Annotated in this window: 26 protein-coding genes; 8 read left to right on the top strand and 18 right to left on the bottom strand. The window is 53.0% G+C overall.

The features are described 5' to 3' along the window. Nucleotides 1-45: 45 nt before the first annotated feature. The 3 genes from tdcG to EHN13_RS12105 all read left to right on the top strand — a co-directional run bounded on the left by tdcG (nt 46) and on the right by EHN13_RS12105 (nt 4,360). A complete protein-coding gene (gene tdcG / locus EHN13_RS12115) occupies nt 46-1,410 on the top strand; it encodes an L-serine ammonia-lyase (RefSeq protein ID WP_061068663.1) in 1,365 nt (454 codons plus the stop codon). Nucleotides 1,411-1,693: 283 nt separating this feature from the next. Beyond that, the gene (locus tag EHN13_RS12110) at nt 1,694-3,025 is read left to right on the top strand and encodes an SLC5/6 family protein (RefSeq protein WP_048213353.1); all 1,332 of its coding nucleotides are present in this window, start codon (nt 1,694-1,696) and stop codon (nt 3,023-3,025) included. A 24-nt stretch (nt 3,026-3,049) separates the two neighbouring features. Continuing rightward, nucleotides 3,050-4,360 carry an L-cysteine desulfidase family protein gene (locus tag EHN13_RS12105; protein WP_124021448.1) on the top strand — a complete coding sequence of 437 codons (1,311 nt, stop codon included), beginning with the start codon at nt 3,050-3,052 and terminating at the stop codon, nt 4,358-4,360. Nucleotides 4,361-4,414: 54 nt separating this feature from the next. On the opposite strand, the gene EHN13_RS12100 is transcribed toward EHN13_RS12105, so the two are convergent. Together EHN13_RS12100 and EHN13_RS12095 are read right to left on the bottom strand one after the other, a co-directional pair. Then, nucleotides 4,415-4,564 (bottom strand): hypothetical protein, encoded by a 150-nt coding sequence (locus EHN13_RS12100; RefSeq protein ID WP_086523462.1) that lies wholly within the window; start codon nt 4,562-4,564, stop codon nt 4,415-4,417. A 26-nt stretch (nt 4,565-4,590) separates the two neighbouring features. Then, nucleotides 4,591-5,292 carry a pirin family protein gene (locus tag EHN13_RS12095; RefSeq protein WP_101742427.1) on the bottom strand — a complete coding sequence of 234 codons (702 nt, stop codon included), beginning with the start codon at nt 5,290-5,292 and terminating at the stop codon, nt 4,591-4,593. A 104-nt stretch (nt 5,293-5,396) separates the two neighbouring features. Between EHN13_RS12095 and yhaJ the strand changes: the two genes are divergently transcribed. Continuing rightward, the gene (gene yhaJ / locus EHN13_RS12090; RefSeq protein WP_048213350.1) at nt 5,397-6,293 is read left to right on the top strand and encodes a DNA-binding transcriptional regulator YhaJ; all 897 of its coding nucleotides are present in this window, start codon (nt 5,397-5,399) and stop codon (nt 6,291-6,293) included. 37 nt (nt 6,294-6,330) lie between these two features. Here yhaJ and EHN13_RS12085 read toward each other — a convergent pair whose 3' ends face one another. The 11 genes from EHN13_RS12085 to exuT form a co-directional block, all read right to left on the bottom strand. Beyond that, nucleotides 6,331-6,696: a DUF805 domain-containing protein gene (locus tag EHN13_RS12085; RefSeq protein WP_048213349.1), complete on the bottom strand. Its 366-nt coding sequence runs from the start codon at nt 6,694-6,696 to the stop codon at nt 6,331-6,333. A gap of 457 nt (nt 6,697-7,153) precedes the next feature. After that, complete coding sequence (gene yqjG / locus EHN13_RS12075; RefSeq protein WP_061068661.1) at nt 7,154-8,140, bottom strand: glutathionyl-hydroquinone reductase YqjG; 987 nt, start codon at nt 8,138-8,140, stop codon at nt 7,154-7,156. Between the two features lie 71 nt (nt 8,141-8,211). Next, a complete protein-coding gene (locus EHN13_RS12070; RefSeq protein WP_048213347.1) occupies nt 8,212-8,604 on the bottom strand; it encodes a DoxX family protein in 393 nt (130 codons plus the stop codon). Nucleotides 8,605-8,778: 174 nt separating this feature from the next. Beyond that, nucleotides 8,779-9,078 carry a YqjK-like family protein gene (locus EHN13_RS12065; RefSeq protein WP_048213346.1) on the bottom strand — a complete coding sequence of 100 codons (300 nt, stop codon included), beginning with the start codon at nt 9,076-9,078 and terminating at the stop codon, nt 8,779-8,781. Further along, entirely contained in the window at nt 9,078-9,473 is a 396-nt protein-coding gene (locus EHN13_RS12060) for a phage holin family protein (RefSeq protein ID WP_124021447.1), read from the bottom strand. Before EHN13_RS12060 ends, EHN13_RS12065 begins: the two co-directional genes overlap by 1 nt. A gap of 2 nt (nt 9,474-9,475) precedes the next feature. Then, a complete protein-coding gene (locus EHN13_RS12055; RefSeq protein ID WP_003024832.1) occupies nt 9,476-9,781 on the bottom strand; it encodes an ElaB/YgaM/YqjD family protein in 306 nt (101 codons plus the stop codon). A 33-nt stretch (nt 9,782-9,814) separates the two neighbouring features. Next, nucleotides 9,815-10,183, bottom strand: a complete 369-nt coding sequence (locus EHN13_RS12050; protein WP_048213344.1) for a DUF1090 domain-containing protein — start codon at nt 10,181-10,183, stop codon at nt 9,815-9,817. Between the two features lie 148 nt (nt 10,184-10,331). Continuing rightward, nucleotides 10,332-10,715, bottom strand: coding sequence for an EnvZ/OmpR regulon moderator MzrA (gene mzrA, locus EHN13_RS12045; RefSeq protein WP_124021446.1), 384 nt, complete (start codon nt 10,713-10,715; stop codon nt 10,332-10,334). A 3-nt stretch (nt 10,716-10,718) separates the two neighbouring features. Beyond that, entirely contained in the window at nt 10,719-11,381 is a 663-nt protein-coding gene (gene yqjA, locus EHN13_RS12040; protein WP_005131462.1) for a DedA family general envelope maintenance protein YqjA, read from the bottom strand. A 349-nt stretch (nt 11,382-11,730) separates the two neighbouring features. Beyond that, nucleotides 11,731-12,507 carry a transcriptional regulator ExuR gene (gene exuR, locus EHN13_RS12035; protein WP_005131459.1) on the bottom strand — a complete coding sequence of 259 codons (777 nt, stop codon included), beginning with the start codon at nt 12,505-12,507 and terminating at the stop codon, nt 11,731-11,733. A 134-nt stretch (nt 12,508-12,641) separates the two neighbouring features. Continuing rightward, nucleotides 12,642-13,943: a hexuronate transporter ExuT gene (exuT, locus tag EHN13_RS12030; RefSeq protein WP_048213342.1), complete on the bottom strand. Its 1,302-nt coding sequence runs from the start codon at nt 13,941-13,943 to the stop codon at nt 12,642-12,644. A gap of 474 nt (nt 13,944-14,417) precedes the next feature. Between exuT and uxaC the strand changes: the two genes are divergently transcribed. The 3 genes from uxaC to EHN13_RS12015 all read left to right on the top strand — a co-directional run bounded on the left by uxaC (nt 14,418) and on the right by EHN13_RS12015 (nt 18,167). Next, nucleotides 14,418-15,830, top strand: coding sequence for a glucuronate isomerase (gene uxaC / locus EHN13_RS12025; protein ID WP_048213341.1), 1,413 nt, complete (start codon nt 14,418-14,420; stop codon nt 15,828-15,830). A 160-nt stretch (nt 15,831-15,990) separates the two neighbouring features. Continuing rightward, the gene (locus tag EHN13_RS12020) at nt 15,991-17,478 is read left to right on the top strand and encodes a UxaA family hydrolase (protein ID WP_124021445.1); all 1,488 of its coding nucleotides are present in this window, start codon (nt 15,991-15,993) and stop codon (nt 17,476-17,478) included. Between the two features lie 134 nt (nt 17,479-17,612). Next, a complete protein-coding gene (locus tag EHN13_RS12015; protein ID WP_048213339.1) occupies nt 17,613-18,167 on the top strand; it encodes a YgjV family protein in 555 nt (184 codons plus the stop codon). Between the two features lie 16 nt (nt 18,168-18,183). On the opposite strand, the gene sstT is transcribed toward EHN13_RS12015, so the two are convergent. The 4 genes from sstT to EHN13_RS11995 form a co-directional block, all read right to left on the bottom strand. Further along, the gene (gene sstT / locus EHN13_RS12010; protein ID WP_124021444.1) at nt 18,184-19,428 is read right to left on the bottom strand and encodes a serine/threonine transporter SstT; all 1,245 of its coding nucleotides are present in this window, start codon (nt 19,426-19,428) and stop codon (nt 18,184-18,186) included. A gap of 242 nt (nt 19,429-19,670) precedes the next feature. Beyond that, nucleotides 19,671-20,639, bottom strand: a complete 969-nt coding sequence (locus EHN13_RS12005; RefSeq protein ID WP_124021443.1) for a TerC family protein — start codon at nt 20,637-20,639, stop codon at nt 19,671-19,673. A gap of 270 nt (nt 20,640-20,909) precedes the next feature. Then, nucleotides 20,910-21,908, bottom strand: a complete 999-nt coding sequence (locus EHN13_RS12000; protein WP_101742432.1) for a Gfo/Idh/MocA family protein — start codon at nt 21,906-21,908, stop codon at nt 20,910-20,912. Between the two features lie 69 nt (nt 21,909-21,977). Then, nucleotides 21,978-22,481: a M48 metallopeptidase family protein gene (locus EHN13_RS11995; RefSeq protein ID WP_101742433.1), complete on the bottom strand. Its 504-nt coding sequence runs from the start codon at nt 22,479-22,481 to the stop codon at nt 21,978-21,980. Nucleotides 22,482-22,565: 84 nt separating this feature from the next. Between EHN13_RS11995 and rlmG the strand changes: the two genes are divergently transcribed. After that, a complete protein-coding gene (rlmG, locus tag EHN13_RS11990) occupies nt 22,566-23,702 on the top strand; it encodes a 23S rRNA (guanine(1835)-N(2))-methyltransferase RlmG (RefSeq protein WP_115642805.1) in 1,137 nt (378 codons plus the stop codon). A 54-nt stretch (nt 23,703-23,756) separates the two neighbouring features. Here the strand turns inward: rlmG and EHN13_RS11985 are convergent, their stop codons facing one another. Then, complete coding sequence (locus EHN13_RS11985) at nt 23,757-25,775, bottom strand: NADPH-dependent 2,4-dienoyl-CoA reductase (protein ID WP_124021442.1); 2,019 nt, start codon at nt 25,773-25,775, stop codon at nt 23,757-23,759. Nucleotides 25,776-25,835 lie beyond the last annotated feature (60 nt).

Raw genomic sequence — 25,835 nt, 5'->3', positions numbered from 1 at the left:
GTGTGAAACCTGGTCTTCACTGAACGGCAATCCGAGGGTGTGGATATGATTAGCGCATTCGATATTTTCAAGATTGGCATTGGACCTTCCAGCTCCCATACCGTGGGGCCAATGAATGCAGGTAAAAGCTTTATTGATCTGTTGGTCAGCAGCGGGGAACTTCCCAGGGCCACACATATTGTGGTCGATCTTTATGGATCGCTTTCCCTGACCGGAAAAGGTCATGCGACAGATGTCGCCATCATGATGGGGCTGGCCGGTAACAGTCCGCAAAACGTTAATATAGATTCAATCGCTGGTTTTACTCAGGAAGTAGCCCGTACCGGACGTTTACCGGTGGCAGAGGGCACGCATATTGTCGATTTCTCCCCAGACGAAAATATTCTCTTTCACGCCGAAACGCTGCCACGCCATGAAAATGGTATGCGTATCACCGCGTGGAACGGCAGCGAGACGCTGTTAAGCAAAACCTATTACTCCGTCGGCGGTGGTTTTATCGTTGAAGAGGAGCAATTTGGTCAGGCGCATGATGTTGAAGCACACGTGCCCTACAATTTTCATTCCGCCAGCGAACTGCTGAAACTGTGTGAGCGCAACGGGCTGTCTGTTTCCGGCCTGATGATGCAAAACGAACTGGCGATGCGCAGCAAAGAAGAAATCGATGCTGGCTTTGCTGCCATTTGGGACGTCATGCATGCCGGGATTGAGCGCGGCATGAATACCGAAGGTGTGCTTCCGGGCCCGCTTAATGTACCGCGTCGCGCCGTGGCACTGCGTCGGCTGCTGGTTTCCAGCGACAACCTGTCCAGCGACCCGATGAACGTCATTGACTGGATCAACATGTTCGCGCTGGCCGTGAGCGAAGAAAACGCCGCCGGGTGTCGGGTGGTGACCGCACCGACCAACGGTGCATGCGGGATTATTCCCGCCGTCCTGGCCTATTACGACAAGTTCCGCCGTCCGGTGAATGCCAACTCCATCGCCCGTTATTTGCTGGCCGCGGGGGCGATAGGTGCGCTGTATAAGATGAATGCCTCGATTTCGGGTGCCGAAGTCGGCTGCCAGGGGGAAATTGGCGTAGCCTGTTCAATGGCGGCTGCCGGGTTGACAGAGTTGCTTGGCGGTAGCCCGTCTCAGGTGTGTATTGCGGCGGAAATCGCTATGGAGCATAACCTGGGGCTGACCTGCGATCCGGTGGCCGGGCAGGTGCAAATCCCGTGCATTGAACGTAATGCGATCAACGCAGTGAAAGCCGTCAACGCCGCGCGCATGGCGCTACGTAGGACGTCAGAACCACGCGTTTCGCTCGATAAAGTGATCGAGACCATGTATGAGACGGGCAAAGACATGAACGACAAATACCGTGAAACTTCACGTGGAGGCCTGGCTATCAAAGTGATTTGCACTTAACTGAATTTGTGTTTATTTCTCCTTTGGGCGCACTTGAGTGCGCCCTTTTTTTTGTTGTGATCTGCTTCAAAAATAGAAAATAATCCCATTTTGTAAATATAAAATAGAATAATTTTATTAAACATCATGAAATGAAGGGGTATTTATGTGAAGTTTTTCTCTGACCCTCGGCGTATGATTTCTCCATTCTAACGAACTCGCCTGCACGACTCGTACCGCGTATCGCATTGATGCGGAACGGAAAAATAATAAAACCTTACCCTACATTTTGAGCGAGATTTTTATGGAAACGGCAACGAATAACAGCGTAATACTCGACGCATCAGCGCCTGCGCGTCGGGCGGGAATGACCGAAAGCGAATGGCGGGAAGCTATTAAGTTCGACAGCACGGACACCGGCTGGGTCATTATGAGTATTGGGATGGCGATTGGTGCGGGGATTGTTTTCCTTCCCGTTCAGGTGGGTCTGATGGGGCTGTGGGTTTTCTTGCTCTCCTCCATTATCGGCTATCCTGCGATGTATTTATTCCAGCGCCTGTTTATTAACACGCTGGCGGAATCTCCGGAATGCAAAGACTACCCGAGCGTAATCAGCGGCTATTTGGGTAAAAACTGGGGCATCCTGTTAGGCGCATTATATTTTGTGATGCTGGTAATCTGGATGTTCGTCTACTCCACGGCTATCACTAACGATAGCGCCTCTTATCTGCACACTTTTGGCGTTACTGAAGGTTTACTGTCCGACAGCCCGTTCTATGGCCTGGTGCTGATTTGCATCCTGGTGGCCATCTCGTCACGCGGAGAAAAACTGCTGTTTAAAATCTCCACCGGCATGGTGCTGACCAAGCTGCTGGTGGTGGCTGCGCTTGGTGTATCGATGGTGGGAATGTGGCATTTGTATAACGCGGGCTCACTGCCGCCGATGGCGCTGCTGATCAAAAACGCAATTATCACGCTGCCGTTTACCCTGACTTCAATTCTGTTTATTCAGACGCTAAGCCCGATGGTTATTTCGTACCGCTCTCGTGAGAAATCGATTGAGGTGGCACGCCATAAAGCTCTGCGTGCTATGAACATCGCATTCGGTATTCTGTTTGTCACCGTCTTTTTCTACGCCGTTTCCTTCACGCTGGCGATGGGGCATGACGAAGCGGTTAAAGCCTATGAGCAGAACATTTCCGCTCTGGCGATTGCTGCGCAGTTTATCAGTGGTGATGGTGCAGGTTGGGTGAAAATCGTCAGCGTTATCCTGAACATTTTCGCCGTGATGACCGCCTTCTTCGGTGTTTACTTAGGCTTTCGTGAAGCGACTCAGGGGATCGTAATGAACGTGCTGCGCCGCAAAATGCCAGCCGAGAAAATCAACGAAACCCTGGTTCAGCGCGGCATTATGGTTTTCGCCATCCTGCTGGCCTGGAGTGCAATTGTGCTCAATGCGCCGGTGCTGAGCTTTACCTCTATTTGTAGCCCAATCTTCGGCATGGTGGGCTGCTTGATCCCGGCATGGCTGGTCTACAAAGTTCCTGCATTGCACAAATACAAAGGCGCCTCTCTATACCTGATTATCGTCACCGGCCTGTTGTTGTGCGTTTCTCCGTTCCTGGCATTTTCCTGAGTTATCTGAGCAAGGGTTGTTGTTATGTTTGAGACTACATTGAATCCATTATGGGATAGTTTTATTCGCGCGGTGCAGGAAGAAGTAAAACCTGCGCTGGGTTGTACTGAACCTATCTCTCTGGCTCTGGCGGCAGCGGTCGCATCCTCTGAGCTGGACGGCGCGGTGGAACGCATTGATGCGTGGGTCTCACCAAACCTGATGAAAAACGGCATGGGCGTTACCGTGCCGGGTACCGGGATGGTAGGTCTTCCCGTAGCGGCTGCGCTGGGGGCTTTGGGGGGAAATGCCGGGGCTGGGTTAGAAGTACTGAAAGACGCGTCACCACAAGCGATTGCTGATGCGAAAACGATGCTTAACGCAGGGAAGGTTGCTGTGATGCTGCAGGAGCCTTGCGAGGACATCCTCTTTTCCCGAGCGAAGGTTTACGGTGCTGAAGGATGGGCGTGCGTGACGATTGTCGGCGGTCATACCAACATTGTACACATCGAGACCAATAACGGCGTGGTGTTCACAACAGAACAGAACGCTGAGGAAGAGAAGCAAGAGTCACCGCTGGCGGTACTGTCTCACACATCGCTGGAAGAGATTGTGGCATTTGTGAATGCTGTGCCGTTTGACGCTATTCGCTTTATTCTTGATGCGGCAAAACTGAACGGTGCGCTGTCTCAGGAAGGACTGCGCGGCAACTGGGGCTTGCACATCGGAACTACGCTGGAGAAGCAGTGCGCACGTGGTCTGCTGGCGAACGATCTCTCCACTGCCATTCTTATTCGTACCAGCGCGGCATCGGATGCGCGAATGGGCGGGGCGACGCTGCCGGCGATGAGCAACTCCGGTTCTGGTAATCAGGGGATTACCGCCACCGTCCCAGTGATGGTGGTAGCTGAGCATTTTGGCGCAGATGAGGAGAAACTGGCGCGTGCGCTGATGCTGTCTCACCTGAGCGCTATTTACATCCATCATCAGCTTCCGCGTTTGTCTGCGCTGTGCGCGGCAACCACGGCCGCAATGGGCGCCGCGGCGGGGATGGCATGGATCGTGGATGGTCGCTACAACACCATCGCGATGGCGATCAGCAGCATGATTGGCGACGTGAGTGGGATGATTTGCGATGGCGCCTCGAACAGTTGCGCAATGAAAGTCTCTACCAGTGCGTCAGCAGCCTGGAAAGCGGTACTCATGGCGCTGGACGATACCGCAGTGACGGGGAATGAAGGCATTGTGGCGCATAACGTGGAGCAATCTATCTCTAACCTGTGTGCGCTGGCGTGTCGTTCGATGCAGGAAACCGACAAGCAGATCATTGAGATCATGGCCAGTAAGGCACATTAATCTTCAGGCCGGGTAAGGCGGAGTCGTCACCCGGCCTAAGTCAAAGCCGCCTTTTCAGGCGGCTTCTTCGTCTTCCAGCCGTAGCTCGGCATCGGCCACAATCGCTTCCAGCTCTGTCAGCATTTCTTCATAGCCGAAGGGAACTGTCTCCCGTTTTTCCGGCGCAGCCTGCGGCTGGCGTTTTTTTGATGACTTCTTGCTCAATAGTCGTACTCCCTTGATTCCAATGACTATACGGGCAAATCTATCAGCAAAGCGCGCAATGGGGTATCGGCAACTAACGTTATGTTAGTTTCATCACGAATAAATGCGCCATCACCGCAGGTAAGCGCCTCTTTTTCGGCACCTGAAGTGACCGCGTGGAACGTGCCATGGATCGACTGCAAATACGCGCGAGGTCCATGTAACTGAAAACTCAGTGATTCACCTTTTTGCAACTCAACATGATGTACCCAGACCTGCTGGCGAAGATGCAGGCTACCCTGTTCACCGTCAGGTGAAGCAAGCAGTTGATGTTTGCCGGCATTCAGCGTCGCTTTTTGCACGCAGGTGTTTTCGCGCTGCGGGCAGGCGTCCAGCCATAGCTGCATTCTGGTCAGGGGCTTATCTTTGCTGATATTGTGCTCGCTGTAGCTGATCCCAGGTTGCGTAGCGAGCAGTAACACCTCTCCGGCTTTGGCCTGAATATGGTTACCTTCGCTGTCGCGATACTCTGCTTCCCCTTCGAGGATCAGATTGACGATATCAACCTTTGGATAGGTACGTGGCTGGAAAGAGGCCCCCGGTGCCAGAACTTCCTGGTTCAGAACACGCAGCGAGGCATAACCCAGCAGTTTAGGATCAAAATAGTGTCCAAAGGAGAAGGTATAACGGGCCTGCAGCCAGCCGTAGTCTGCTTGCCCGCATTGTTTGGCTGTACGGGTAGTAATCATAGTTCTTGACCTCTCTTTACTTCCTTTTATGTTAAATGGCTAGACGCTGCATTGTTAGCCAGATATTCTGCCCGGTATGTTCAAATTTCCTGAATGAGAACGAGATGGCCAAAGAACGGGCTTTAACGCTTGAAGCGTTACGCGTCATGGACGCAATAGACAGGCGCGGCAGCTTTGCCGCCGCGGCAGATGAACTGGGACGCGTACCTTCCGCCCTCAGCTACACCATGCAGAAACTGGAAGAAGAGCTGGACGTGGTGCTGTTTGACCGCTCAGGTCACCGCACAAAATTTACCAACGTCGGGCGTATGCTGCTTGAACGTGGCCGCGTGTTGCTGGAGGCTGCGGATAAACTGACGACCGATGCTGAAGCACTGGCCCGTGGTTGGGAAACGCATCTGACGATTGTCACTGAAGCGTTGGTGCCAACGGCGGCATTCTTCCCGCTTATTGACCGCCTTGCCGGAAAGGCGAACACGCAGCTTTCCGTCATCACTGAAGTGCTGGCCGGGGCGTGGGAGCGTCTGGAGCAGGGCAGAGCGGATATCGTGATCGCGCCGGATATGCATTTCCGCTCATCATCAGAAATTAACTCGCGCAAGCTGTACTCGCTGATGAACGTGTATGTGGCGGCGCCGGATCACCCGATCCACCAGGAGCCGGAACCGTTGTCAGAAGTCACTCGTGTGAAGTACCGGGGCATAGCGGTGGCGGATACTGCCCGTGAGCGCCCGGTGCTGACAGTTCAGCTTCTCGATAAACAACCACGCCTGACGGTGAGTACGATAGAAGATAAACGCCAGGCGCTGTTGGCTGGACTTGGCGTGGCGACGATGCCATACCCGCTGGTGGAAGCGGATATTGCGGCTGGCCGGCTGCGTGTGGTTAGCCCGGAATCGACAAACGAAATAGATATCATCATGGCCTGGCGTCGGGACAGTATGGGCGAAGCGAAGTCCTGGTGTTTGCGGGAAATCCCCAAGCTGTTTGCCGGGAAATAAGAAATACGCCCCTTCAACGGAAGGGGCGTATTTAAATTCAGGACAACTGTTTGGGGTCAGCGCCGAAGCGGTTGCTCCCCGGTGTGCCGTTTTGACAGTTGAAAATAATGATGACCAACCAGCCGACGATCGGGATCAGCAGCACCAGTAGCCACCAGGCTGAACGGTCGGTGTCATGTAAACGCCGGAACTGTACCGCCCACCACGGTATAAAAACCAGAATTGCATAAATCGTTGTTAATACGCCTTCTCCCCCGGTGCGTTGCCAGCCAAACATCCTGTCTAACACGCTCAGCACGAACGTAAAGATGATGTTGACCAAAATAAACATCCAGTACTCTTTGCGCCGTGCACGACCACCAAAACCAAAGTAGTTCTTTAATACGTTTAAATACCAATCCATTTTCGCCTCGTTCTGCGTTCAATTACTTGTTTTTAAAGCAATCAAATTAAGAATAGCTGCGAATGGAATGCTGGTAAATGTTTGTAGTATTAATTATTTGGCCTGCAGATGGGTAATGCTATTCAGTTAACGCCTCAGTTTCAGAAAGTATCGCCTGTGTGGGTAGAAGTTATGAATATGCTCTCTCAGAGAAAGGGTTCCGTTCACCTCATGTTCATAGTTTCTCTGAAACACCGATTCCTGTGAACGTGTAAAGGGCGTTCTCCGCCACGCCCTTTACATTCCCGCCGGGAGCCTGGGTTGCAAGGGAGGCGGCGGTGAGCCTCCCTTGCACGTTCACGGGTATCAGCGCTTCAGAAAAGTGATACCGCTGAGGTGAACGGAACCCTGAGTCGAAATCTCATGTTCTGCAGAATGCTTAACTGACAAGCATTCCCCCCAAGGAGACCTGTGTAAATTATGCAAAACGGCTGTCACGTCCATGAGGTTCGCTGAGGTCCTGCCACGGGCCGATTGAAATAATACCGGTCGGGTTGATCGTTTTGTGGCTACGGAAGTAGTGATTGCGGATGTGATCGAAATTGACGGTCTCCGCAATGCCTGGCATCTGGTAGATATCACGCAGAAAACCGTACAGATTCAGGTAGTCACTGATGCGGTGTTTGTCGCACTTGAAGTGGGTGACATAAACCGGATCAAAACGTACCAGCGTGGTCCACAGGCGAATATCGGCCTCGGTTAGCTGGTCGCCGGTCAGGTAGCGATGCTGACCCAGGATCTGCTCCAGTCGCGCCAGCGATTGAAAGACTTTTTCTACGGCGTCGTCGTAAGCTTCCTGGCTGGTGGCAAACCCGGCTTTATATACGCCGTTATTGACGTTGTCATAAATCCAACTGTTCAGATCGTCAATTTTACTTTGCAGAGTCGGTGGATAGTAATCCCCGGCTTTCGCACCCAGCGCATCAAACGCAGTGTTAAACATGCGGATGATTTCTGCAGATTCGTTGCTCACGATGGTGTGATTTTTTTTATCCCACAGCACCGGAACCGTTACCCGGCCGCTGTAGTGCGGATCGGCGTGTAAATACAGTTGATAGAGAAACTCGTGCTGGTAAAGCGTATCGCCGGTGGCCGCTGGGAAGTTGTCATCAAAGGTCCAGCCGTTTTCCAGCATCAGCGGATTGACAACGGAAACGGAAATAAATGGTTCCAGCCCTTTGAGTTTACGCAAAATCAGCGTGCGATGCGCCCACGGACAGGCCAGAGAAACGTACAGGTGATAGCGGTCTTTTTCGGCGGCGAAGCCACCTTCACCCGTTGGGCCTGGGGCGCCATCCGCGGTGAGCCAGTTACGGAAAGCCGATGCAGAGCGTTGAAATTTCCCCCCGGTTGATTTGGTGTCGTACCAGGTGTCATGCCAGACGCCGTCAATGAGTTGTCCCATAATTTTCGCTCCTCAGATAGCAAAAGCGAGGAGATATCTCCTCGCTTTTTGATGTGTTCAGTATAGTTTGCTTACCACTTTTTATTCAGTACGCGGTCAATACTGAATGCGCCCGGACCGGTGATAGCCAGCAGCAGGAAGCCGCCTGAGATGGTCAGGTTTTTCATAAACATCAGAGAGTTCACACCTTCCGCAAAGTTGCTGTGGAAGAGGAATGCCGTCAGCAGCGTGAAGCCTGCGGTGAACAGCGCGGTAGTACGGGTCAGGAAACCGAACAGAATTGCCAGACCGCCGCCAAACTCAAGCAGAATCACCAGCGGCAACATAAATCCTGGGACGCCCATGGCTTCCATGTACTGTTGGGTACCCGCATATCCGGTGATTTTTCCCCAACCTGCGGTAATAAACAGGATTGGCATCAGAATGCGCGCTACCAGTACACCAACATCTTCTAATTTCTTCATCATACTCTCCAGGAAACCACTCAGGCGGCTTATTGTGTTTTTTGTGCAACGACGCCGCAGAGGGCGTCATTGCTGTCGATGAAGAGAATAATAAACGTGGCTAATGAGAATTGTTAGCAAGGAAAACTGTCAGAAATTTTCAAAAAATTTGAGGTTAGGTGGAAGGTGAGGGGATCAGCCGCGCAACTGCTGTTGTCTGATGGTCGATTTCACCAGACGCCAGATGCTCCAGGCGCTAAAGCCGCGTTTGGCCCAGCGTACCAGCAGGTTCGGATTACGGATGGTGCGAACCGCCATAATACTGCTCCCGACTAACACCCAACCACGCAGGTTCAACAGCGTTTTCCAGCCGCGATCGTAGACTTCAGTAGCCTCCAGCCAGTCGCGGCGAGTGGCTGACAGATCCAGCCGTTGCTGCTGGATCTGTCCAAGCAGTTGCGCCTTACGCTGTAGACGTTCGACTTTACTGCTCATTATGCCTCATCCTCCAGGGCCTTCCTGTCGTTAGCGAGTTCATTGCGCGTATGGCGCAGCAGCGTTGTTTTACGCGCTTTCCGCAACGTCCATAGCCCACCGATAAGCGCTAAAAGCAACAGCACAACGGTAGTGGCAATCATGGCGTTCAGGCGATATTGAGGGTCGATGGCCCAGATGATAAGCACCATCAGGCTCATCAGACCAAACGCCGCGAACAGCATGGTCAGCCCAAGCATCAGCAGGATCTGGATGAGATTGGCTTTTTCCTCTTCCAGCTCAACGACGGCCAACCGCAGCCGCGTCTCTACGATCTCAACAAAAATCGTCAGGACCCGTTGTCCAATCCCCAGGACGCTTTTGCCTGGACCTTGTGCGTGTTGAGAGTCAGCCATTGTTAGCGGCGCGACAGCAGTACACCAAGCACCACACCGACCGCAGCGCCAATGCCGACGCCTGTCCATGGGTTTTCGCGCACATAGTTGTCGGCTTTAGCGGCCGCTTCACGGGTTTGCTTAGCAATCACATCGCTGGTCTCGCTCAGACGATGGCGGCTCTCGCGCAGCGCATGTTCGGCTTTGCTGCGAATTTTACTCATCTCTTCCTTCGACTTATCGCCAGAGGAGCTCAGTACTTCTTCGAGCGTATCCGCAAGGGATTTCAGTTCAGCGCGCAGATTTTCCGTAGCGTTATCTTTTGACATAGTTTTCTCCAGGTGAGTGGGTAGTTACCTTACTTAGTAATCGCGGGTCTCAAGTTCTTTCAGCTCTTTCTGAGCTTCTGCAAGCTTACGTTCGCGTTTTGCGATTTTATCCGCATCGCCTTTTTGCTTAGCTTCGGCTAAATCACGCTGACGTTCGGCTATCTCATTTTTCTGCTCTGCGATTTTTTTCTGGTGATTCGCGCGCAGTTTGCTGTCAGTACAGTTTGCCCGAACTTCACTAAGCGCTTTGTTTAACCCATTGATGCGGCTCTGATTATTGTGCTTTTCGGCATAACTAATTTCCCGCTGAATATCTTGTTCTTTTTCCTGACAGAGGGTGGACGCGTAGCTGCCGGCGCTGAGTGCGAAAAGGCTAATGGCCAAAGCGATGCGGTATTTCATTCTTGAACCTTCCATTGTGATGCGACCCGATGTTTTGTGGTCGATGCTCCAGAATAATAAAGCTGTAGGTCATAACTTCAGTTTATTAATCATAGGCACTAAACGGTGAAATCACCAAAGTGAGTGATCTAATTCAGATTCCTGGAGATTAACCAAAGCGATGCGGTGTATCCCGTAAACGAGATAACCACTGCACTGCCTGATTGTCATCATCCTGTTGAGCGATAACGAAGCCGTGTGGCAACGTTCGGTTCAGCACGACCTTTGCGGCTGCGCTCTGCGCGCTGGAATCAAAGGTGATCAGCAGCGCGTCATTTTGCGGAGTAATGCTTTTAAAGCGAATGCCGTTGGCGTCCAGGTGATGCCAGATAGAGAAGCCATCAGGCATGCTGGCTCCTTGGTTTACAGCACGAATGGCAAGCGTTGACTCCTGCTGGCGGATGACCGACCAGGTCAGGAGCAACGCGCCGATAAACAACATAAAGGTGGTGGACCAGGCCAGTCGTCGGATCGTTATGCGTGATTTCAGCATAATTTACCCTCGGTTCCCGTATTTCTTTTTCCAGAGTACAACCAGTGAACCGGCCAGGCCAACCACCAGTAATACGACAGGAAGCAGCATCAGGCAAGACATCAACTGATCTTCATACTTAAGAAAAACAGGTGTTTTGCCCAGTAGATAGCCTAGCGTGGTCAGAATCAGTACCCACAATAGCCCGCTCATCCAGTTGAAGAACTGAAAACGTGCATTATTCAGGCCTGACAGCCCGGCAATGGTCGGCAGTAATGTTCTGACGAACGCAATGAAGCGACCGACCAACAGCGCGGATAAGCCATGCTTGTGGAAAAGATGATGCGCGCGTTGGTGATAATGAGCCGGAAGATGTGAAAGCCAGTTCTGCACAGTGCGGGTATTACCCAACCATCGGCCCTGAATATAGCTGAGCCAACAACCGAGGCTGGCTGCGGTGGTGAGTAGCAGTACCGTTTGCGGAAAACCCATTGCGCCTTTGGCAATAAGAACGCCGACCAGTACCAGCAAACTGTCACCAGGTAAAAAGGCCGCGGGTAGCAACCCATTTTCCAGAAACAAAATTGTAAACAGTACAAAATACAGCATACCAATCATGGAAGGATTGGCCAGAGTTTCAAAATCCTGAGCCCATAAAGCATTCAATAATTGAGTCAGTAGTTCCATTCAATATTCCTGGAGAATCGGTTGTTGTCATGCCGGTTTTCTGGAGTTTGTAACGCCGCAATTTTATTGGTGTTTTTTACATGGTTCGCGGTCTGACACAAATTCACGGCCTGAACTATTCCCTGTAAAGTTGTGAAGTAAGCAAGCTCTCAAACATAAAAATTCAAATAGCATCTAATTGTAACAAAGGTCAACGTTGTCCGTTATATAAATTACGGTGGTTGAACTCTGATTTTGCTGATCGCAAGGGAGTGAGGCGAGAGGATTTACACAGGCTGACACTTTATACCTAATGCTTACTGAGTGTCAGAAACAGGCGCTGTTATCGCGCCTGTGAAAGTCAGAACGTTTATTTTGTGCTGTTTGCCGCGGTATCCAGATGAACGACCGGATTTTCCGTGAAAAGGTAACGATCCGCGTTGAACTCGAAATCATCGCTGGTTTCGTTAAACAGCATCTGTTTCGTGTTCTCAAGGTGCTGCCACATCGCCAGCTTGGCTGCATGCGGATCTTTGCGAATTAATGCCCGCAGGATCTGGTCATGGTCATCACACCAGTTGTCTACCGTGCGCAGATCAATGTGATCGTGCAATTTCTTCCAGTAGGGGTTGTGAACGCGCTGAGTCCACATTTTTTCAACAATGGCGGCCAGAGCTGAGTTTTGCGTCGCTAGCGCGACCTGAACATGGAACTGCAGGTCCCATTCGGAGTCACGAAAGCTTTTTTCGTTGCGCGACTTCTCCTGGATTTCCATCAGTTTCATGATGTCCTGCTTGGTCACCTGGGTGGCGGCAAACTCGGCGATGTTGCTCTCAATAAGCTGACGCGCTTGCAGCAATTCAAAAGGACCGTAGCTGGCGAATTCCAGACCTTCGTCGGGAGCAACATAATGTTTGGGTTGGTTAGAGATGACGTGGATACCTGATCCTTTACGCACCTCAACGTAGCCTTCAACCTCGAGCATGATAATCGCTTCACGAACCACGGTACGGCTGACATTCTTTTCATCGGCAATAAAGCGCTCGGCGGGAAGTTTATCGCCCACCAGATAGACGCCTTGCTCGATGCGTTCTTTTAGGTCGGCAGCAAGTTGTTGGTACAAACGTCGTGGTTCAGTGATTTCCATATGCACTCCAGGCATGATACAGCAGACTATATTTGTTATACCACTTTTGCGATGGCGGCTCTACTCGCACCGACAAAAAAGCCGCCAGTTAACTGGCGGCTCTGCATTATATACCTATGACGACTAGCGTCAGGTTAATTTTGCGTAGCGGGAGAGCCGGTTTGCGGACCTGAATCAATCTCGCTTGCCGATTTGTTCTGCAGTACCGTCCAGATGACTAACGCACCGAGCAGGTCGAATACTGCCAGTACGGCGAACAGCGGGCTAAAGCCGATGGTATCAGCCAGGGCGCCAACGACCAGGGCAAACAGAGTACTCGCCAGCCAGGCTGACATCCCCGTCAGGCCGTTAGCTGTCGCGACCTCATTGCGGCCAAATACGTCAGAAGAGAGCGTAATCAGCGCGCCAGACAGTGCCTGGTGAGCAAAACCACCGACGCACAGCAGGGCAATAGCAATATACGGGCTGGTAAACAGACCAATCATCCCTGGGCCAATCATCAGCAGTGCACCCATGGTGACGACCATTTTACGGGACACGATCAGGTTTACGCCGAACCAGCGCTGGAACAGTGGCGGTAAGTAACCCCCGATGATACAGCCCAGGTCAGCGAACAGCATTGGCATCCACGCGAACATCGCGATCTCTTTCAGGTTAAAGCCGTAGACTTTAAACATGAACAGCGGGATCCAGGCGTTGAATGTCCCCCAGGCTGGTTCTGCCAGAAAACGTGGCAGTGCGATACCCCAGAACTGGCGGTTACGCAGGATCTGGCCAAGCGACATTTTCTTCGCTGTGCTGTTTTTATGCTGTGATTCCTGACCGTTAAGGATGTAATCACGCTCTTCGTCAGACAGTTTTTTCTGGTCGCGCGGGTGCTTATAGAAGACAAGCCAGGACATCGCCCAGATGAAGCTCAGGGCACCAGAAATAATGAACGCCATCTGCCAGCTGTGCATGACGATAGCCCACACGACCAGCGGCGGAGCGATCATCGCGCCAATAGAAGAGCCGACGTTAAAGTAACCTACGGCAATCGAACGCTCTTTTGCCGGGAACCATTCTGAACTGGCTTTCAGACCCGCAGGGATCATCGCGGCTTCTGCGGCACCGACTGCGCCTCGTGCCAGTGCCAGTCCACCCCAGCTACCAGCCAGAGCCGTGGCACCACAGAAGACGGCCCACAGAACGGCGAACATCGCGTAGCCTACTTTGGTGCCGAGCACATCCAGCACGTAGCCAGCAACGGGTTGCATTACGGTGTAAGCAGCAGAATACGCTGCGATGATATAGGAATACTGTTGAGTGGAGATGTGTAACTCTTCCATCAGAGTTGGCGCAGCTGCCGCCACAGTGTTACGTGTCAGGTAACCCAGCACGGTGCCAAGCGTCACCAGTGCGATCATGTACCAACGTAACCCTTTAATTTTACGCATGTAAAACCTCATCGTTTTGTTATGTCCGCTAACGAGCGGTCATCTTCCAGTCCAGGGCGGAGGATGTTCTTTTACGAAGGGCGTGACCGAAAAAAAACCGGCACTGCCCCGAACTTTGCCATGTCAATGATTGTGCTAATTCGGTTTCCGTACCGGTCAATCCGATGGCGGACCATCGGTAATTTGCATTCCGTCGGCTTATGTATCGCGACGGCAAAAAGATAACTTGTCATACAGCTTTAAAAGGTGAGTGCCATCACAAAAGTGTGAATCTTCGTGTGGTCATTAATTCGATTCAGCAAAGCCAGTGCTGGCGCGGCTTGCCGTGAGTTTTACCTCTTTGAGAGTAATTTTTTTGTCATCATTTGTTGATCTAACTCACGAAAATATCTTCAGCGCATGGAAATTGGTGTGATAACTTTGACAACATCAAAACATAAGCAATCTGACGCACTCGCTGAGAGGAAGACGATAATGACCCCGTTTATGACTGAAGATTTCCTGCTGGATACCGAATTTGCCCGCCGTCTGTATCATGATTACGCTAAAGACCAGCCAATCTTCGACTACCACTGCCATTTGCCGCCGCAACAAATCGCGGATAACTACCGTTTTAATAACCTGTATGACATCTGGCTGAAAGGTGATCACTACAAGTGGCGCGCCATGCGCACTAACGGCGTCGCTGAACGCTTGTGTACCGGTGATGCGTCCGATCGCGAGAAGTTTGATGCATGGGCCGCGACGGTCCCACACACCATCGGTAACCCGCTCTACCACTGGACGCATCTTGAACTGCGTCGCCCATTTGGTATTACAGGTAAGCTGTTGTCTCCTGCAACTGCCGATGAAATCTGGAATCAGTGCAACGAATTGCTGGCGCAGGATCGGTTTTCCGCACGTGGAATCATGCAGCAGATGAATGTGAAAATGGTCGGTACCACCGATGACCCGATCGATTCTCTGGAGCATCACGCAGCGGTCGCGAAAGACAGCACCTTTGCTATCAAAGTGCTGCCAAGCTGGCGTCCGGATAAAGCCTTCAACATTGAACTGGCGACCTTTAACGATTACATGGCGAAGCTCGGTGAAGTGTCCGACACCGAGATCCGCCGCTTTACCGACCTGCAAACCGCGCTTACTAAACGTCTTGATCACTTTGCTGCGCACGGCTGTAAAGTCTCCGACCATGCGCTGGATGTGGTGTTGTTTGCCGAGTCTAACGAAGCTGAACTGGATAACATCCTGGCGCGTCGTCTGGCGGGTGAAACCCTGAGCGAGCATGAAGTTGCCCAGTTCAAAACTGCCGTACTGGTGTTCCTTGGCGCTGAATACGCACGTCGCGAATGGGTGCAGCAGTACCACATTGGCGCACTGCGAAATAACAACCTGCGTCAGTTCAAACTGCTGGGCGCGGATGTCGGTTTCGACTCCATTAACGATCGTCCGATGGCTGAAGAACTGTCCAAACTGCTAAGCAAGCAGAATGAACAGAACCTGCTGCCGAAAACCATCCTGTACTGCCTGAACCCGCGCGATAACGAAGTGCTGGGCACCATGATCGGTAACTTCCAGGGCGAAGGTATGCCGGGCAAAATGCAGTTCGGTTCCGGCTGGTGGTTCAACGACCAGAAAGACGGGATGGAACGTCAGATGACCCAACTGGCACAGCTCGGTCTGCTGAGCCGTTTTGTGGGTATGCTGACTGATAGCCGCAGCTTCCTGTCTTACACGCGCCATGAATACTTCCGCCGTATTCTGTGCCAGATGATTGGCCGTTGGGTTGCCGCCGGTGAAGCACCTGCCGACATCCAGCTGCTGGGTGAGATGGTGAGAAATATTTGCTTCAACAATGCGCGTGATTACTTCGCCATTGAACTGAACTAAGAGCCTATCCATTAGGCTATTTTACTTGCCAGTTTGAACCTGGGCAGTGCTCAAAATCCTCACGTACTGCGTGTACGCTCCGGTTTTTGCGCGCTGTCCGTGTCCAAACTGGCTGCGACAATATACGCCTACTGAGATAGGCTCTAAGGTCCGGGTTGATATGCAATACATCAAGATCCATGCGCTGGATAACGTCGCGGTAGCGCTCGCTGATTTGGCTGAAGGGACGGAAGTTACCGTTGATGGTCAGGTCGTCACCCTGCGCCAGGCGGTGACTCGCGGTCATAAATTCGCTTTACGCGATATTGCGAAAGGCGAAAACGTCATTAAATACGGTTTGCCAATCGGCCATACGCTGGCGGACGTTGCGGCGGGTGAGCATATTCATGCTCATAACACGCGCACCAATCTGAGCGACCTGGACACGTATCGCTACCAACCTGATTTCCAGCCGGAAGTCGCGCAACCTGCCGATCGCGATGTGCAGATTTATCGTCGCGCGAACGGTGACGTTGGGGTGCGTAATGAACTGTGGATCCTGCCAACCGTAGGCTGCGTCAATGCCATGGCGCGCCAGATGCAGAACCGTTTCCTGAAAGAAACGAATGACGCTGACGGTATCGACGGCGTGCATCTCTTCAGCCACACCTACGGCTGCTCGCAGCTTGGCGATGACCACATCAACACTCGCACCATGCTGCAAAACATGGTGCGTCACCCGAATGCGGGGGCGGTGCTGGTGGTTGGCCTCGGTTGTGAAAACAACCAGGTGGATGCTTTCCGCGAAACGTTAGGGGAGTATGATCCTGACCGCGTTCACTTTATGGTCTGCCAGCATCAGGAAGACGAAGTGGAAGCAGGGATTGAACATCTCCATCAGCTGTACAACGTGATGCGTAACGATAAGCGCGAGCCGGGTAAGCTCGGCGAGCTGAAGTTTGGTCTGGAATGTGGCGGATCTGACGGCTTGTCCGGGATCACCGCTAACCCGATGCTGGGACGTTTCTCTGACTACGTGATCGCCAACGGCGGGACTACCGTGCTGACTGAAGTTCCGGAGATGTTCGGTGCCGAGCAGCTATTAATGGACCACTGCCGCGATGAAGAAACCTTCGGTAAGCTGGTGACCATGGTCAATGACTTCAAGCAATACTTCATTGCTCACGACCAGCCGATCTACGAGAACCCATCGCCGGGGAACAAAGCGGGTGGTATCACCACGCTGGAAGATAAATCACTGGGCTGTACACAGAAAGCGGGTTCCAGCAAAGTTGTCGATGTACTACGCTACGGTGAACGCCTGAAAACGCCTGGTCTGAATCTGTTAAGTGCTCCGGGTAATGACGCCGTTGCGACCAGTGCGCTGGCGGGGGCGGGCTGTCATATGGTGTTGTTCAGTACCGGGCGCGGTACACCGTACGGCGGTTTTGTACCGACGGTGAAAATCGCGACCAACAGCGAGCTGGCCGCGAAGAAAAAGCATTGGATCGATTTTGATGCCGGGCAGCTAATCCACGGTAAAGCGATGCTGCAACTGCTGAACGAGTTTGTCGATACCATCGTTGAGTTTGCTAACGGCAAGCAAACCTGCAATGAGCGCAACGATTTCCGGGAACTCGCGCTGTTTAAGTCGGGAGTGACGCTGTAATAAATCCCTGATGGTGCCTGCAGGTCTGCGCAAACCGTAGGCCTGATAAGCGTAGCGCCATCAGGCACAAACCGTTGCCGGATGCTGGCGAACGCGCCTTATCCGGCCTACAAAATGGAGTTGGGGTTGCTTGCATGACCGCGTATTGGCTGGCCCAGGGCGTAGGTGTCATCGCCTTTCTGATCGGTATTACCACTTTTTTTAATCGTGACGAGCGCCGGTTCCGGCTACAGCTCGCCGTCTATAGCGCCACCATTGGCGTGCATTTTTTCCTGATGGGGGCCTGGCCCGCGGGAATGAGCGCTGAGCTTAATACCATCCGCACGCTCGTCTCAATGCATACCCGCAAACTGTGGGTAATGACCGTTTTTATTGTCCTCACGCTGGTTCTTGGGTTGGCAAAATTGCAGCATGCTATGGAGCTACTGCCTATTATTGGCACGCTTGCCAGTACCTGGGCACTGTTTCGTTGCAAAGGGCTAACCGTGCGCTGTGTGATGTGGTGTGCAACCGCCTGCTGGGTTGTTCATAATTTCTGGTTAGGATCGATTGGCGGGACGATGATCGAAGGCAGCTTTCTGGTGATGAACGGCCTGAACATTATCCGCTTTCGGCGGATGCAAAAGCGCGGAATTGATCCGTTCAAAATTGAAAAAAGCGTACAGCAAGATAACCCCTCCGCCCGCTGACGGAGGGGAGAAACGATTAGCCGCGCAGGGCGTTGTTTGCCAGACGCTCGTCTTCAGCCTGGCAGGCTGCTGCGGTAAACAACACGTCAGTAGAAGAGTTCAACGCTGTTTCACAGGAATCCTGCAATACACCGATGATAAAGCCAACGGCCACCACCTGCATGGCGATGTCATTCGGGATACCGAACATATTGCACGCCAGCGGGATCAGCAGCAGGGAGCCACCCGCTACGCCCGATGCGCCGCAGGCGCACAGCGACGCCACCACGCTCAGCAACAGCGCCGTCGGTAAATCAACCGGGATCCCCAGCGTATTCACTGCCGCCAGCGTCAGTACGGTAATGGTGATCGCCGCGCCCGCCATATTGATGGTGGCGCCCAGCGGGATAGATACCGAGTAGGTGTCACGGTCCAGATTCAGCTTCTCACACAGCGCCATATTCACCGGAATGTTGGCGGCAGAGCTGCGGGTAAAGAAAGCGTACACGCCGCTTTCGCGCAGACAGGCCAGCACCAGCGGATACGGGTTACGGCGAATTTTCCAGAATACCAGCAGCGGGTTGACCACCAGCGCCACCAGCAGCATACAGCCGACCAGCACGGTCAGCAGTTGAGCGTAGCCCCACAGCGTGGCAAAACCGGTGGTTGCCAGCGTGGAGGAGACCAGACCGAAGATGCCGATCGGGGCGAAACGGATCACCAGCTTCACCATAAAGGTGACGGCATTGGACATATCATTGACCAGATTTTTGGTCGTTTCATTACCGTGGCGCAGCGCAAAGCCCAGACCGACGGCCCAGACCAGAATACCGATATAGTTGGCGTTAACCAGGGCATCAATGGGGTTAGAAACCATGCTCATCAGCAGGCTACGCATTACTTCAACAATGCCGGACGGCGGCACGATATCGCCAGCGCTGCTGGAAAGGTGCAGTGTCGACGGGAAGGCGAAGCTGAAAACGACGGCCGCTAACGCGGCTGAAAACATTCCGAGCAGGTAGAGGAACAGAATCGGGCGGATATTGGTTTTTTGCCCGTGTTGGTGGTTGGCGATAGAGGCCATGACCAGCATCAGAACCAGAATTGGCGCGACGGCTTTTAATGCGCCGACGAACAGCGTACCCAGCAGACCAACGGCTTCTGCCGCAGGTTTTGACACCAGTGCGAGTAAAATCCCCAGTACCAGGCCAATCAAAATTTGTTTAACCAGGCTCCCTTGCGCCAAACGCGAGAGTAGCCCCGATGAACGTTGCGTAGTCATGTCGTGATCCTTTCATTGTGTTGTTGCTCATCCATCCTGCGCTCTTACGACGCATCTTTCTGGATGTAACAAAGTGTTTGCGCGGTTGAGTATAAGGAAAGATAACGCTTCGGGAAGATAAATATCCTGGATTCCCCGTTGAGATCATATTTTATAACTTTGAATTAACATTGTTTTGACATGATGAACAAAAAGCCCGACGCACATAGTGTGCCGTCGGGCTTTTCAGCTAGCAGATAACGTTACTGTATTTGCTGCTTTTTATCGTGCTGGTGGTTGACCCACGCGTTCACAATCAGCGTTACAAACAGAATACCGAACACTACGCCTAACGAAATAGCGATCGGGATATGGTAGAAATCGACGATCAGCATCTTGATACCGATAAACACCAGAATGACCGCCAGACCGTACTTCAGCATGGAGAAACGCTCTGCAACGCCTGCCAGCAGGAAGTACATCGCGCGTAGACCTAAAATAGCAAACAGGTTCGAGGTCAACACGATGAACGGATCGGTGGTGACGGCGAAGATTGCCGGAATACTGTCGACGGCGAAAATCACGTCGCTCAGCTCAACCAGGATCAATACCAGCATCAGCGGCGTGACAAACAGCAGACCGTTTTTACGCACGAAGAATTTTTCATCTTCGATGGTATCGGTCATGCGTAAATGGCCGCGCAGCCAGCGTACTAACGGTCTGTCGCCGATACCGGAGGCATCTTCTTTTGCCAGCGCCATCTTCACGCCGGTAAACAGCAGGAAAGCGCCGAACACGTACAGCAGCCACTCAAACTGGGTGATAAGCCAGCTGCCCGTGAAGATCATGATCGTACGCAGAACAATTGCTCCCAGCACGCCATACACCAGTACCCGGCGCTGCAACGCAGGCGGCACTGAGAAGTAGCTGAAGAGCATCAACCAGACAAAGACGTTATCTACTGCCAGCGATTTTTCAATTAAATAACCGGTCAGGAACGCCAGCGCCTGCGGGTCGGCAACGGCGCGACCCTGAGTCTCAGCCAGGTACCACCAGAATGCCGCGTTAAACAGCAACGACAACGTTACCCAGACGATTGACCAGGCCGCAGCCTGCTTCATCGACATCGTGTGCGCGCCACGACGACCCTGCAACAGCAGGTCAATGGCCAGCATAATGACCACCACAACAGCGAAGCCACCCCATAACAACGGTGTGCCGACAGTATTCATTTTATTTCCCCATGCATAAAAAAACGGCCAACGCCGAATGACGTTAGCCGCTGCTTTTTATGCATAGACCTTGCCATTCGGCAAGGTCTCACTTACAACAACAAAGGAATACGATGGCGTATTCCTTTGTTATCGCCCGGTGACCGGATGTGGTTTTTCACACATCGTAATGACGATCAACCGACAACGAAGTTACTCCCCTTTGCGGGTTACAAAATATTACAGGCCATGTTTTCAGTCAATGGCCTGCAACATTCCATTTACACACTTTTACGCAGTCAGCGGGATTACCGTTTCGTCTGCCGGGAAAACCACGCCGGTCTGGCGGCGAATTTCCGTTTGCAGTTTAGCGGTGATACGACTGACGGCCAGTGCCGGGTGATCCACTTCGCCGGATTCAACCAAATGGGCAAACGCCTCTGCCTCATACAGCATAGTATTGATGTGCTGAGGCACCGTAAGATCCTGCGTTTTGCCCCCGCGCGGAATAAAGCACACTTTCTGACACTCGGAAATTTTCTCGACAACCAGTGACCCTGATTCGCCCTGAATTTCGCTGGCCAGTACGGAATCACTGACTTTCGAGTGCTGCAACGTGACGCTAAAATCGCCGTAATTGAGTACGACCACGCCGTGGGCATCCACGCCGCTTTCCAGTAGGCTGGCGCTGGCCTGAACGCTCTGTGGTTCGCCCCACAGCGCAACCGCCGAGGCCAGGCAGTAAAAACCGATATCCATAATCGAGCCATTGGAGAACGCCGGATTAAACGTATTGGGATTTTCACCGTCGAGATAGCGTTGGTAACGCGAGGAGTACTGGCAGTAATTGATAAACGCTTTTCTGATTCTTCCAACTTTGGGAAGAGATTCCTGTAACAGCAGGAAGTTAGGCAGGCTGGCGGTCTTAAATGCTTCAAACAGCACCACCTGGTTTTCACGCGCGCAGGCGATAGCGGCTTCGGCTTGCGCCAGGTTTGAGGCCAGCGGTTTCTCGCAAATGACATGCTTTTTGTGCTGTAGAAACAGCGTTGTCTGCGGGAAGTGCAGAGAGTTCGGACTGGCAATGTAAACGGCATCAATCGCGTCGCTTTGCGCCATGGCCTCCAGCGAGGTAAACAGATGCTCGACGGGGTAATCGTTGGCGAAGGTCTGCGCCTGCTCAAGGCTACGGGAATAGACTGCGGTTAACTTATACTTGCCGGTTTCATGGGCGGCATCGACAAACTGGCGGGTGATCCAGTTTGTGCCAATTACTGCGAAACGTATCATAAAGGCCTTCAGGCTGCGAAAAGGGATCCTTGCGTCAATTTAGCATGCCCTGAAGACAAAGCCAGTGCGCTACGGCGCAGTTTGCTTTAACGATTGTTGCGTTAACCACAGGCGGGTATCGAACTCCAGTTGGTGATACTGAGGCTCCATATGGCAGCAGAGCTGGTAAAACGCTTTGTCGTGCTCTTTTTCTTTCAGATGCGCCAGTTCATGCACGACGATCATGCGTAAAAAGGGTTCGGGGGCATTGCGAAAAACGGTCGCCACGCGGATCTCCGCTTTAGCCTTTAGCTTACCGCCCTGCACGCGGGAGACGGCGGTATGCATCCCCAGCGCATTTTTCAGCACGTGTATCTTACTGTCATACATGACTTTATTCAGCGGCGGGGCGTTTCGCAGAAACTGATTTTTCAGATCCTGGGTATATTGCCAGAGCGCTTTGTCGGTCGCGAAGTCATGCGTACCCGGATAGCGCTTCTCCAGCACCGCCCCCAGACGCTGTTCAGCAATCAGCGTACGAACCTGGGAAAGTAAATTCTCCGGGTAGCCTTGCAGATAGGTCAACTGACTCATTAGTGCCCCATATAAAGTATAAAAAGTGTATACTCACGCACCCTTTTCAGGGATACGCCGAAATTTTACCATTCAGGAGGGCCGATGAGCCACATAGACAACGGTTTCCGTTCGCTGTCACTTAAACGTTTCCCGGAGACGGATGACGTTAACCCGCTGCTGGCGTGGGAAGCTGCAGATGAATATCTGCTGCAACAGCTGGACGATACCGAGATTAGCGGCCCGGTGCTTCTCCTGAATGATACTTTCGGCGCGCTGGGCTGTGCGCTGGCGGAACATACGCCGTATAGCATTGGCGACTCTTATCTCAGCGAGCTTGCCACACGCGAGAACCTGCGTCACAACGATATTGCCGAGTCGAGCGTCAAATTCCTCGACAGTACCGCTGAATATCCGCAGGCGCCGGGCGTGGTGCTGATTAAGCTGCCAAAAACCATGGCGCTGCTGGAACAGCAACTGCGCGCGCTGCGTGAAGTGGTGACGCCACAAACGCGCATCATCGCGGGCGCGAAGGCGCGCGATGTGCATACCTCGACGCTGGAGCTGTTCGAAAAAGTGTTGGGGCCAACCACCACGACGCTGGCGTGGAAAAAAGCCCGTCTGATCAACTGTACGTTCAGCAAACCTGAGCTGGCCGCTGCCTCGCAAACGTTGAGCTGGAAGCTGGAAGGCACCGACTGGACCATCCACAACCACGCCAACGTCTTCTCCCGTACCGGGCTGGACATCGGCGCGCGCTTCTTTATGGAACATCTGCCGGAAAACCTGGAAGGCGAGATTGTCGATCTCGGTTGTGGCAACGGCGTGCTGGGCATGACGCTGCTGGCGAAGAATCCAGAAGCCAGCGTGGTGTTTGTTGATGAATCACCGATGGCGGTCGCTTCCAGCCGTCTTAACGTGGAAACCAACCTGCCGGACGCGCTGGATCGCAGCGAATTTATGATTAATAACGCGCTCTCCGGCGTAGAACCGTTCCGCTTCAACGCGGTGTTCTGCAACCCTCCATTCCACCAGAAGCATGCGTTGACCGATAATATCGCCTGGGAGATGTTCCACCACGCGCGCCGCTGCCTGAAAATCAATGGTGAACTGTACATCGTGGCCAACCGCCACCTCGACTACTTCCATAAGCTGAAGAAGATTTTCGGCAACTGCGTGACCATCGCCACCAATAATAAATTCGTGGTGCTGAAAGCGGTCAAAACCGGTCGTCGCCGCTAATCGCGTGTGCCGGATAGCAGCTAACGCCTTATCCGGCCTACGAAAGACGTGACGTTAAATTTCCAGTGCCAGTCGGGTGCCTTGTGCAATAGCGCGTCGGGCATCCAGTTCCATTGCCACATCGCAGCCGCCGATCAGATGCACCGTTTTACCTGCCGCGTGCAGCGGATCGACCAGTTCACGGCGTGGCTCTTGTCCGGCGCAAATCACCACGTGATCCACATTCAGGATCTGTAGCTCGCCGTTGATCATCACGTGTAACCCGTCATCATCGATCTTCTGATAGCTCACCGCCGGGATCATTTTTACGCCGCGTGAAAGCAGGGTAGCACGGTGGATCCATCCCGTTGTTTTGCCTAAACCTTGCCCTGGTTTACTGGCTTTACGCTGCAACATCACTATCTGGCGTGGGCTGCGGGGTAGATGTGGGCCTTCCGGACATAAACCGCCGGGCTGTTGCAGACTGGTGTCGATTCCCCATTCCACGCAGAACTCGGCAATGTTCTGGCTGGTGGGATCGCCAGGCTGGCTCAGATACATGGCGGTATCAAAACCGATCCCGCCACAGCCAACGATCGCCACGCGTTTACCCACTGGCGTCTTATCGCGCAGGACGTCGAGATAGCTCAGCACTTTAGGGTGATCGATCCCCTCGATCGGCGGCATGCGCGGCTCGATCCCGCTGGCGAGGATCACTTCGTCGAAGGTGTGCAGATCGCGTGCGCTGACAAAGTGATTCAGTTTCAGGGTCACGCCAGTCACGTCGATCATCCGGCGGTAGTAGCGCAGGGTTTCATAGAATTCTTCCTTGCCGGGGATCTGTTTGGCGATATTAAACTGCCCGCCAATCTCGCCATATGCGTCAAACAGCGTAACGTGATGCCCGCGCGCGGCGGCATTAATGGCGAAGGCGAGACCCGCAGGGCCCGCGCCGACCACCGCCAGATTTTTCGGCTGAGTGGCCGCAACGATCGGCATTTTGGTTTCATGGCAAGCGCGCGGATTGACCAGGCAAGAGGTGACTTTGCCGACGAAGATCTGATCCAGGCAGGCCTGGTTACAGCCGATACAGGTATTGATCTCATCCGCTCGTCCGGTTTGCGCTTTTGACAGCAGTTCGGCATCGGCGAGGAACGGGCGAGCCATCGACACCATATCGGCATCGCCACGGGCCAGAATATCATCGGCGACTTGAGGATCGTTAATGCGGTTGGTGGTGACCAGTGGGATCGTCACATGCCCTTTCAGCTTTCGCGTCACCCAACTAAACGCGCCGCGCGGTACCGGGGTCGCGATAGTGGGAATGCGTGCCTCATGCCAGCCAATACCGGTGTTAATAATGGTGGCGCCTGCAGCTTCTATCGCCTGTGCAAGCTGGACGGTTTCGTCGAAGGTTCCGCCGTTTTCCACCAGGTCGAGCATCGACAGGCGGAAGATAATGATAAAGTCATTGCCGGCGCGCTGGCGTACCGCCCGTACCACCTCAACGGCAAAACGCATGCGGTTGGCATACTCGCCGCCCCATTCATCATTACGCTGATTGGTGCGCAGAGTCAGGAATTCGTTGATCAGATACCCTTCGGATCCCATCACTTCCACGCCATCGTAGCCCGCTTCCCGCGCCAGTTGGGCGCAATGGGCAAAATCTTCAATCAGTTGCAGCACTTCATCGTGCGTCAGCTCATGCGGCGTAAAGCGGTTAATAGGGGCCTGAATGGCTGAAGGCGCAACCAGATGCGGTTGATAGCTGTAGCGACCAGTGTGCAGGATTTGCAGGGCGATTTTCCCGCCTTCATCGTGAACCGCATCGGTAATGACGCGATGGTGTGCGAGCTGGCTGGTGTCGTTCAGCATCGCCCCGCCTTCCATACCCACGCCCGATAACGCGGGCGCAATTCCTCCGGTCACAATCAGGGCTACGCCGTGACGAGCGCGTTCAGCATAGAACGCGGCCAGCCGTTCTGCACCATCAGGATACTCTTCCAGACCGGTATGCATTGAACCCATCAGCACGCGGTTTTTAAGCGTGGTGAATCCCAAATCGAGCGGGGCGAACAGCGACGGATAGCTCATAAAGGTGTCCAGTATGTAAAATTATTGTTATGTGGTCGGATGAGTTACTAATTTAGCCGT

The organism is Citrobacter youngae (assembly GCF_003818115.1).
GTDB classification, from domain to species: domain Bacteria; phylum Pseudomonadota; class Gammaproteobacteria; order Enterobacterales; family Enterobacteriaceae; genus Citrobacter; species Citrobacter youngae.
The sequence above is the reverse complement of the archived record's forward strand: the minus strand, read 5'-3'. Positions and strand labels throughout refer to the sequence as shown.

Bases quoted from the DNA above. Each gene is read 5' to 3' on its own strand.
- tdcG (WP_061068663.1), top strand. From the start codon at position 46: ATGATTAGCGCATTCGATATTTTCAAGATTGGCATTGGACCTTCCAGC.
- EHN13_RS12110 (WP_048213353.1), top strand. From the start codon at position 1,694: ATGGAAACGGCAACGAATAACAGCGTAATACTCGACGCATCAGCGCCT.
- EHN13_RS12105 (WP_124021448.1), top strand. From the start codon at position 3,050: ATGTTTGAGACTACATTGAATCCATTATGGGATAGTTTTATTCGCGCG.
- EHN13_RS12095 (WP_101742427.1), bottom strand. From the start codon at position 5,292: ATGATTACTACCCGTACAGCCAAACAATGCGGGCAAGCAGACTACGGC.
- yhaJ (WP_048213350.1), top strand. From the start codon at position 5,397: ATGGCCAAAGAACGGGCTTTAACGCTTGAAGCGTTACGCGTCATGGAC.
- EHN13_RS12085 (WP_048213349.1), bottom strand. From the start codon at position 6,696: ATGGATTGGTATTTAAACGTATTAAAGAACTACTTTGGTTTTGGTGGT.
- yqjG (WP_061068661.1), bottom strand. From the start codon at position 8,140: ATGGGACAACTCATTGACGGCGTCTGGCATGACACCTGGTACGACACC.
- EHN13_RS12070 (WP_048213347.1), bottom strand. From the start codon at position 8,604: ATGAAGAAATTAGAAGATGTTGGTGTACTGGTAGCGCGCATTCTGATG.
- EHN13_RS12065 (WP_048213346.1), bottom strand. From the start codon at position 9,078: ATGAGCAGTAAAGTCGAACGTCTACAGCGTAAGGCGCAACTGCTTGGA.
- EHN13_RS12060 (WP_124021447.1), bottom strand. From the start codon at position 9,473: ATGGCTGACTCTCAACACGCACAAGGTCCAGGCAAAAGCGTCCTGGGG.
- EHN13_RS12055 (WP_003024832.1), bottom strand. From the start codon at position 9,781: ATGTCAAAAGATAACGCTACGGAAAATCTGCGCGCTGAACTGAAATCC.
- EHN13_RS12050 (WP_048213344.1), bottom strand. From the start codon at position 10,183: ATGAAATACCGCATCGCTTTGGCCATTAGCCTTTTCGCACTCAGCGCC.
- mzrA (WP_124021446.1), bottom strand. From the start codon at position 10,715: ATGCTGAAATCACGCATAACGATCCGACGACTGGCCTGGTCCACCACC.
- yqjA (WP_005131462.1), bottom strand. From the start codon at position 11,381: ATGGAACTACTGACTCAATTATTGAATGCTTTATGGGCTCAGGATTTT.
- exuR (WP_005131459.1), bottom strand. From the start codon at position 12,507: ATGGAAATCACTGAACCACGACGTTTGTACCAACAACTTGCTGCCGAC.
- exuT (WP_048213342.1), bottom strand. From the start codon at position 13,943: ATGCGTAAAATTAAAGGGTTACGTTGGTACATGATCGCACTGGTGACG.
- uxaC (WP_048213341.1), top strand. From the start codon at position 14,418: ATGACCCCGTTTATGACTGAAGATTTCCTGCTGGATACCGAATTTGCC.
- EHN13_RS12020 (WP_124021445.1), top strand. From the start codon at position 15,991: ATGCAATACATCAAGATCCATGCGCTGGATAACGTCGCGGTAGCGCTC.
- EHN13_RS12015 (WP_048213339.1), top strand. From the start codon at position 17,613: ATGACCGCGTATTGGCTGGCCCAGGGCGTAGGTGTCATCGCCTTTCTG.
- sstT (WP_124021444.1), bottom strand. From the start codon at position 19,428: ATGACTACGCAACGTTCATCGGGGCTACTCTCGCGTTTGGCGCAAGGG.
- EHN13_RS12005 (WP_124021443.1), bottom strand. From the start codon at position 20,639: ATGAATACTGTCGGCACACCGTTGTTATGGGGTGGCTTCGCTGTTGTG.
- EHN13_RS12000 (WP_101742432.1), bottom strand. From the start codon at position 21,908: ATGATACGTTTCGCAGTAATTGGCACAAACTGGATCACCCGCCAGTTT.
- EHN13_RS11995 (WP_101742433.1), bottom strand. From the start codon at position 22,481: ATGAGTCAGTTGACCTATCTGCAAGGCTACCCGGAGAATTTACTTTCC.
- rlmG (WP_115642805.1), top strand. From the start codon at position 22,566: ATGAGCCACATAGACAACGGTTTCCGTTCGCTGTCACTTAAACGTTTC.
- EHN13_RS11985 (WP_124021442.1), bottom strand. From the start codon at position 25,775: ATGAGCTATCCGTCGCTGTTCGCCCCGCTCGATTTGGGATTCACCACG.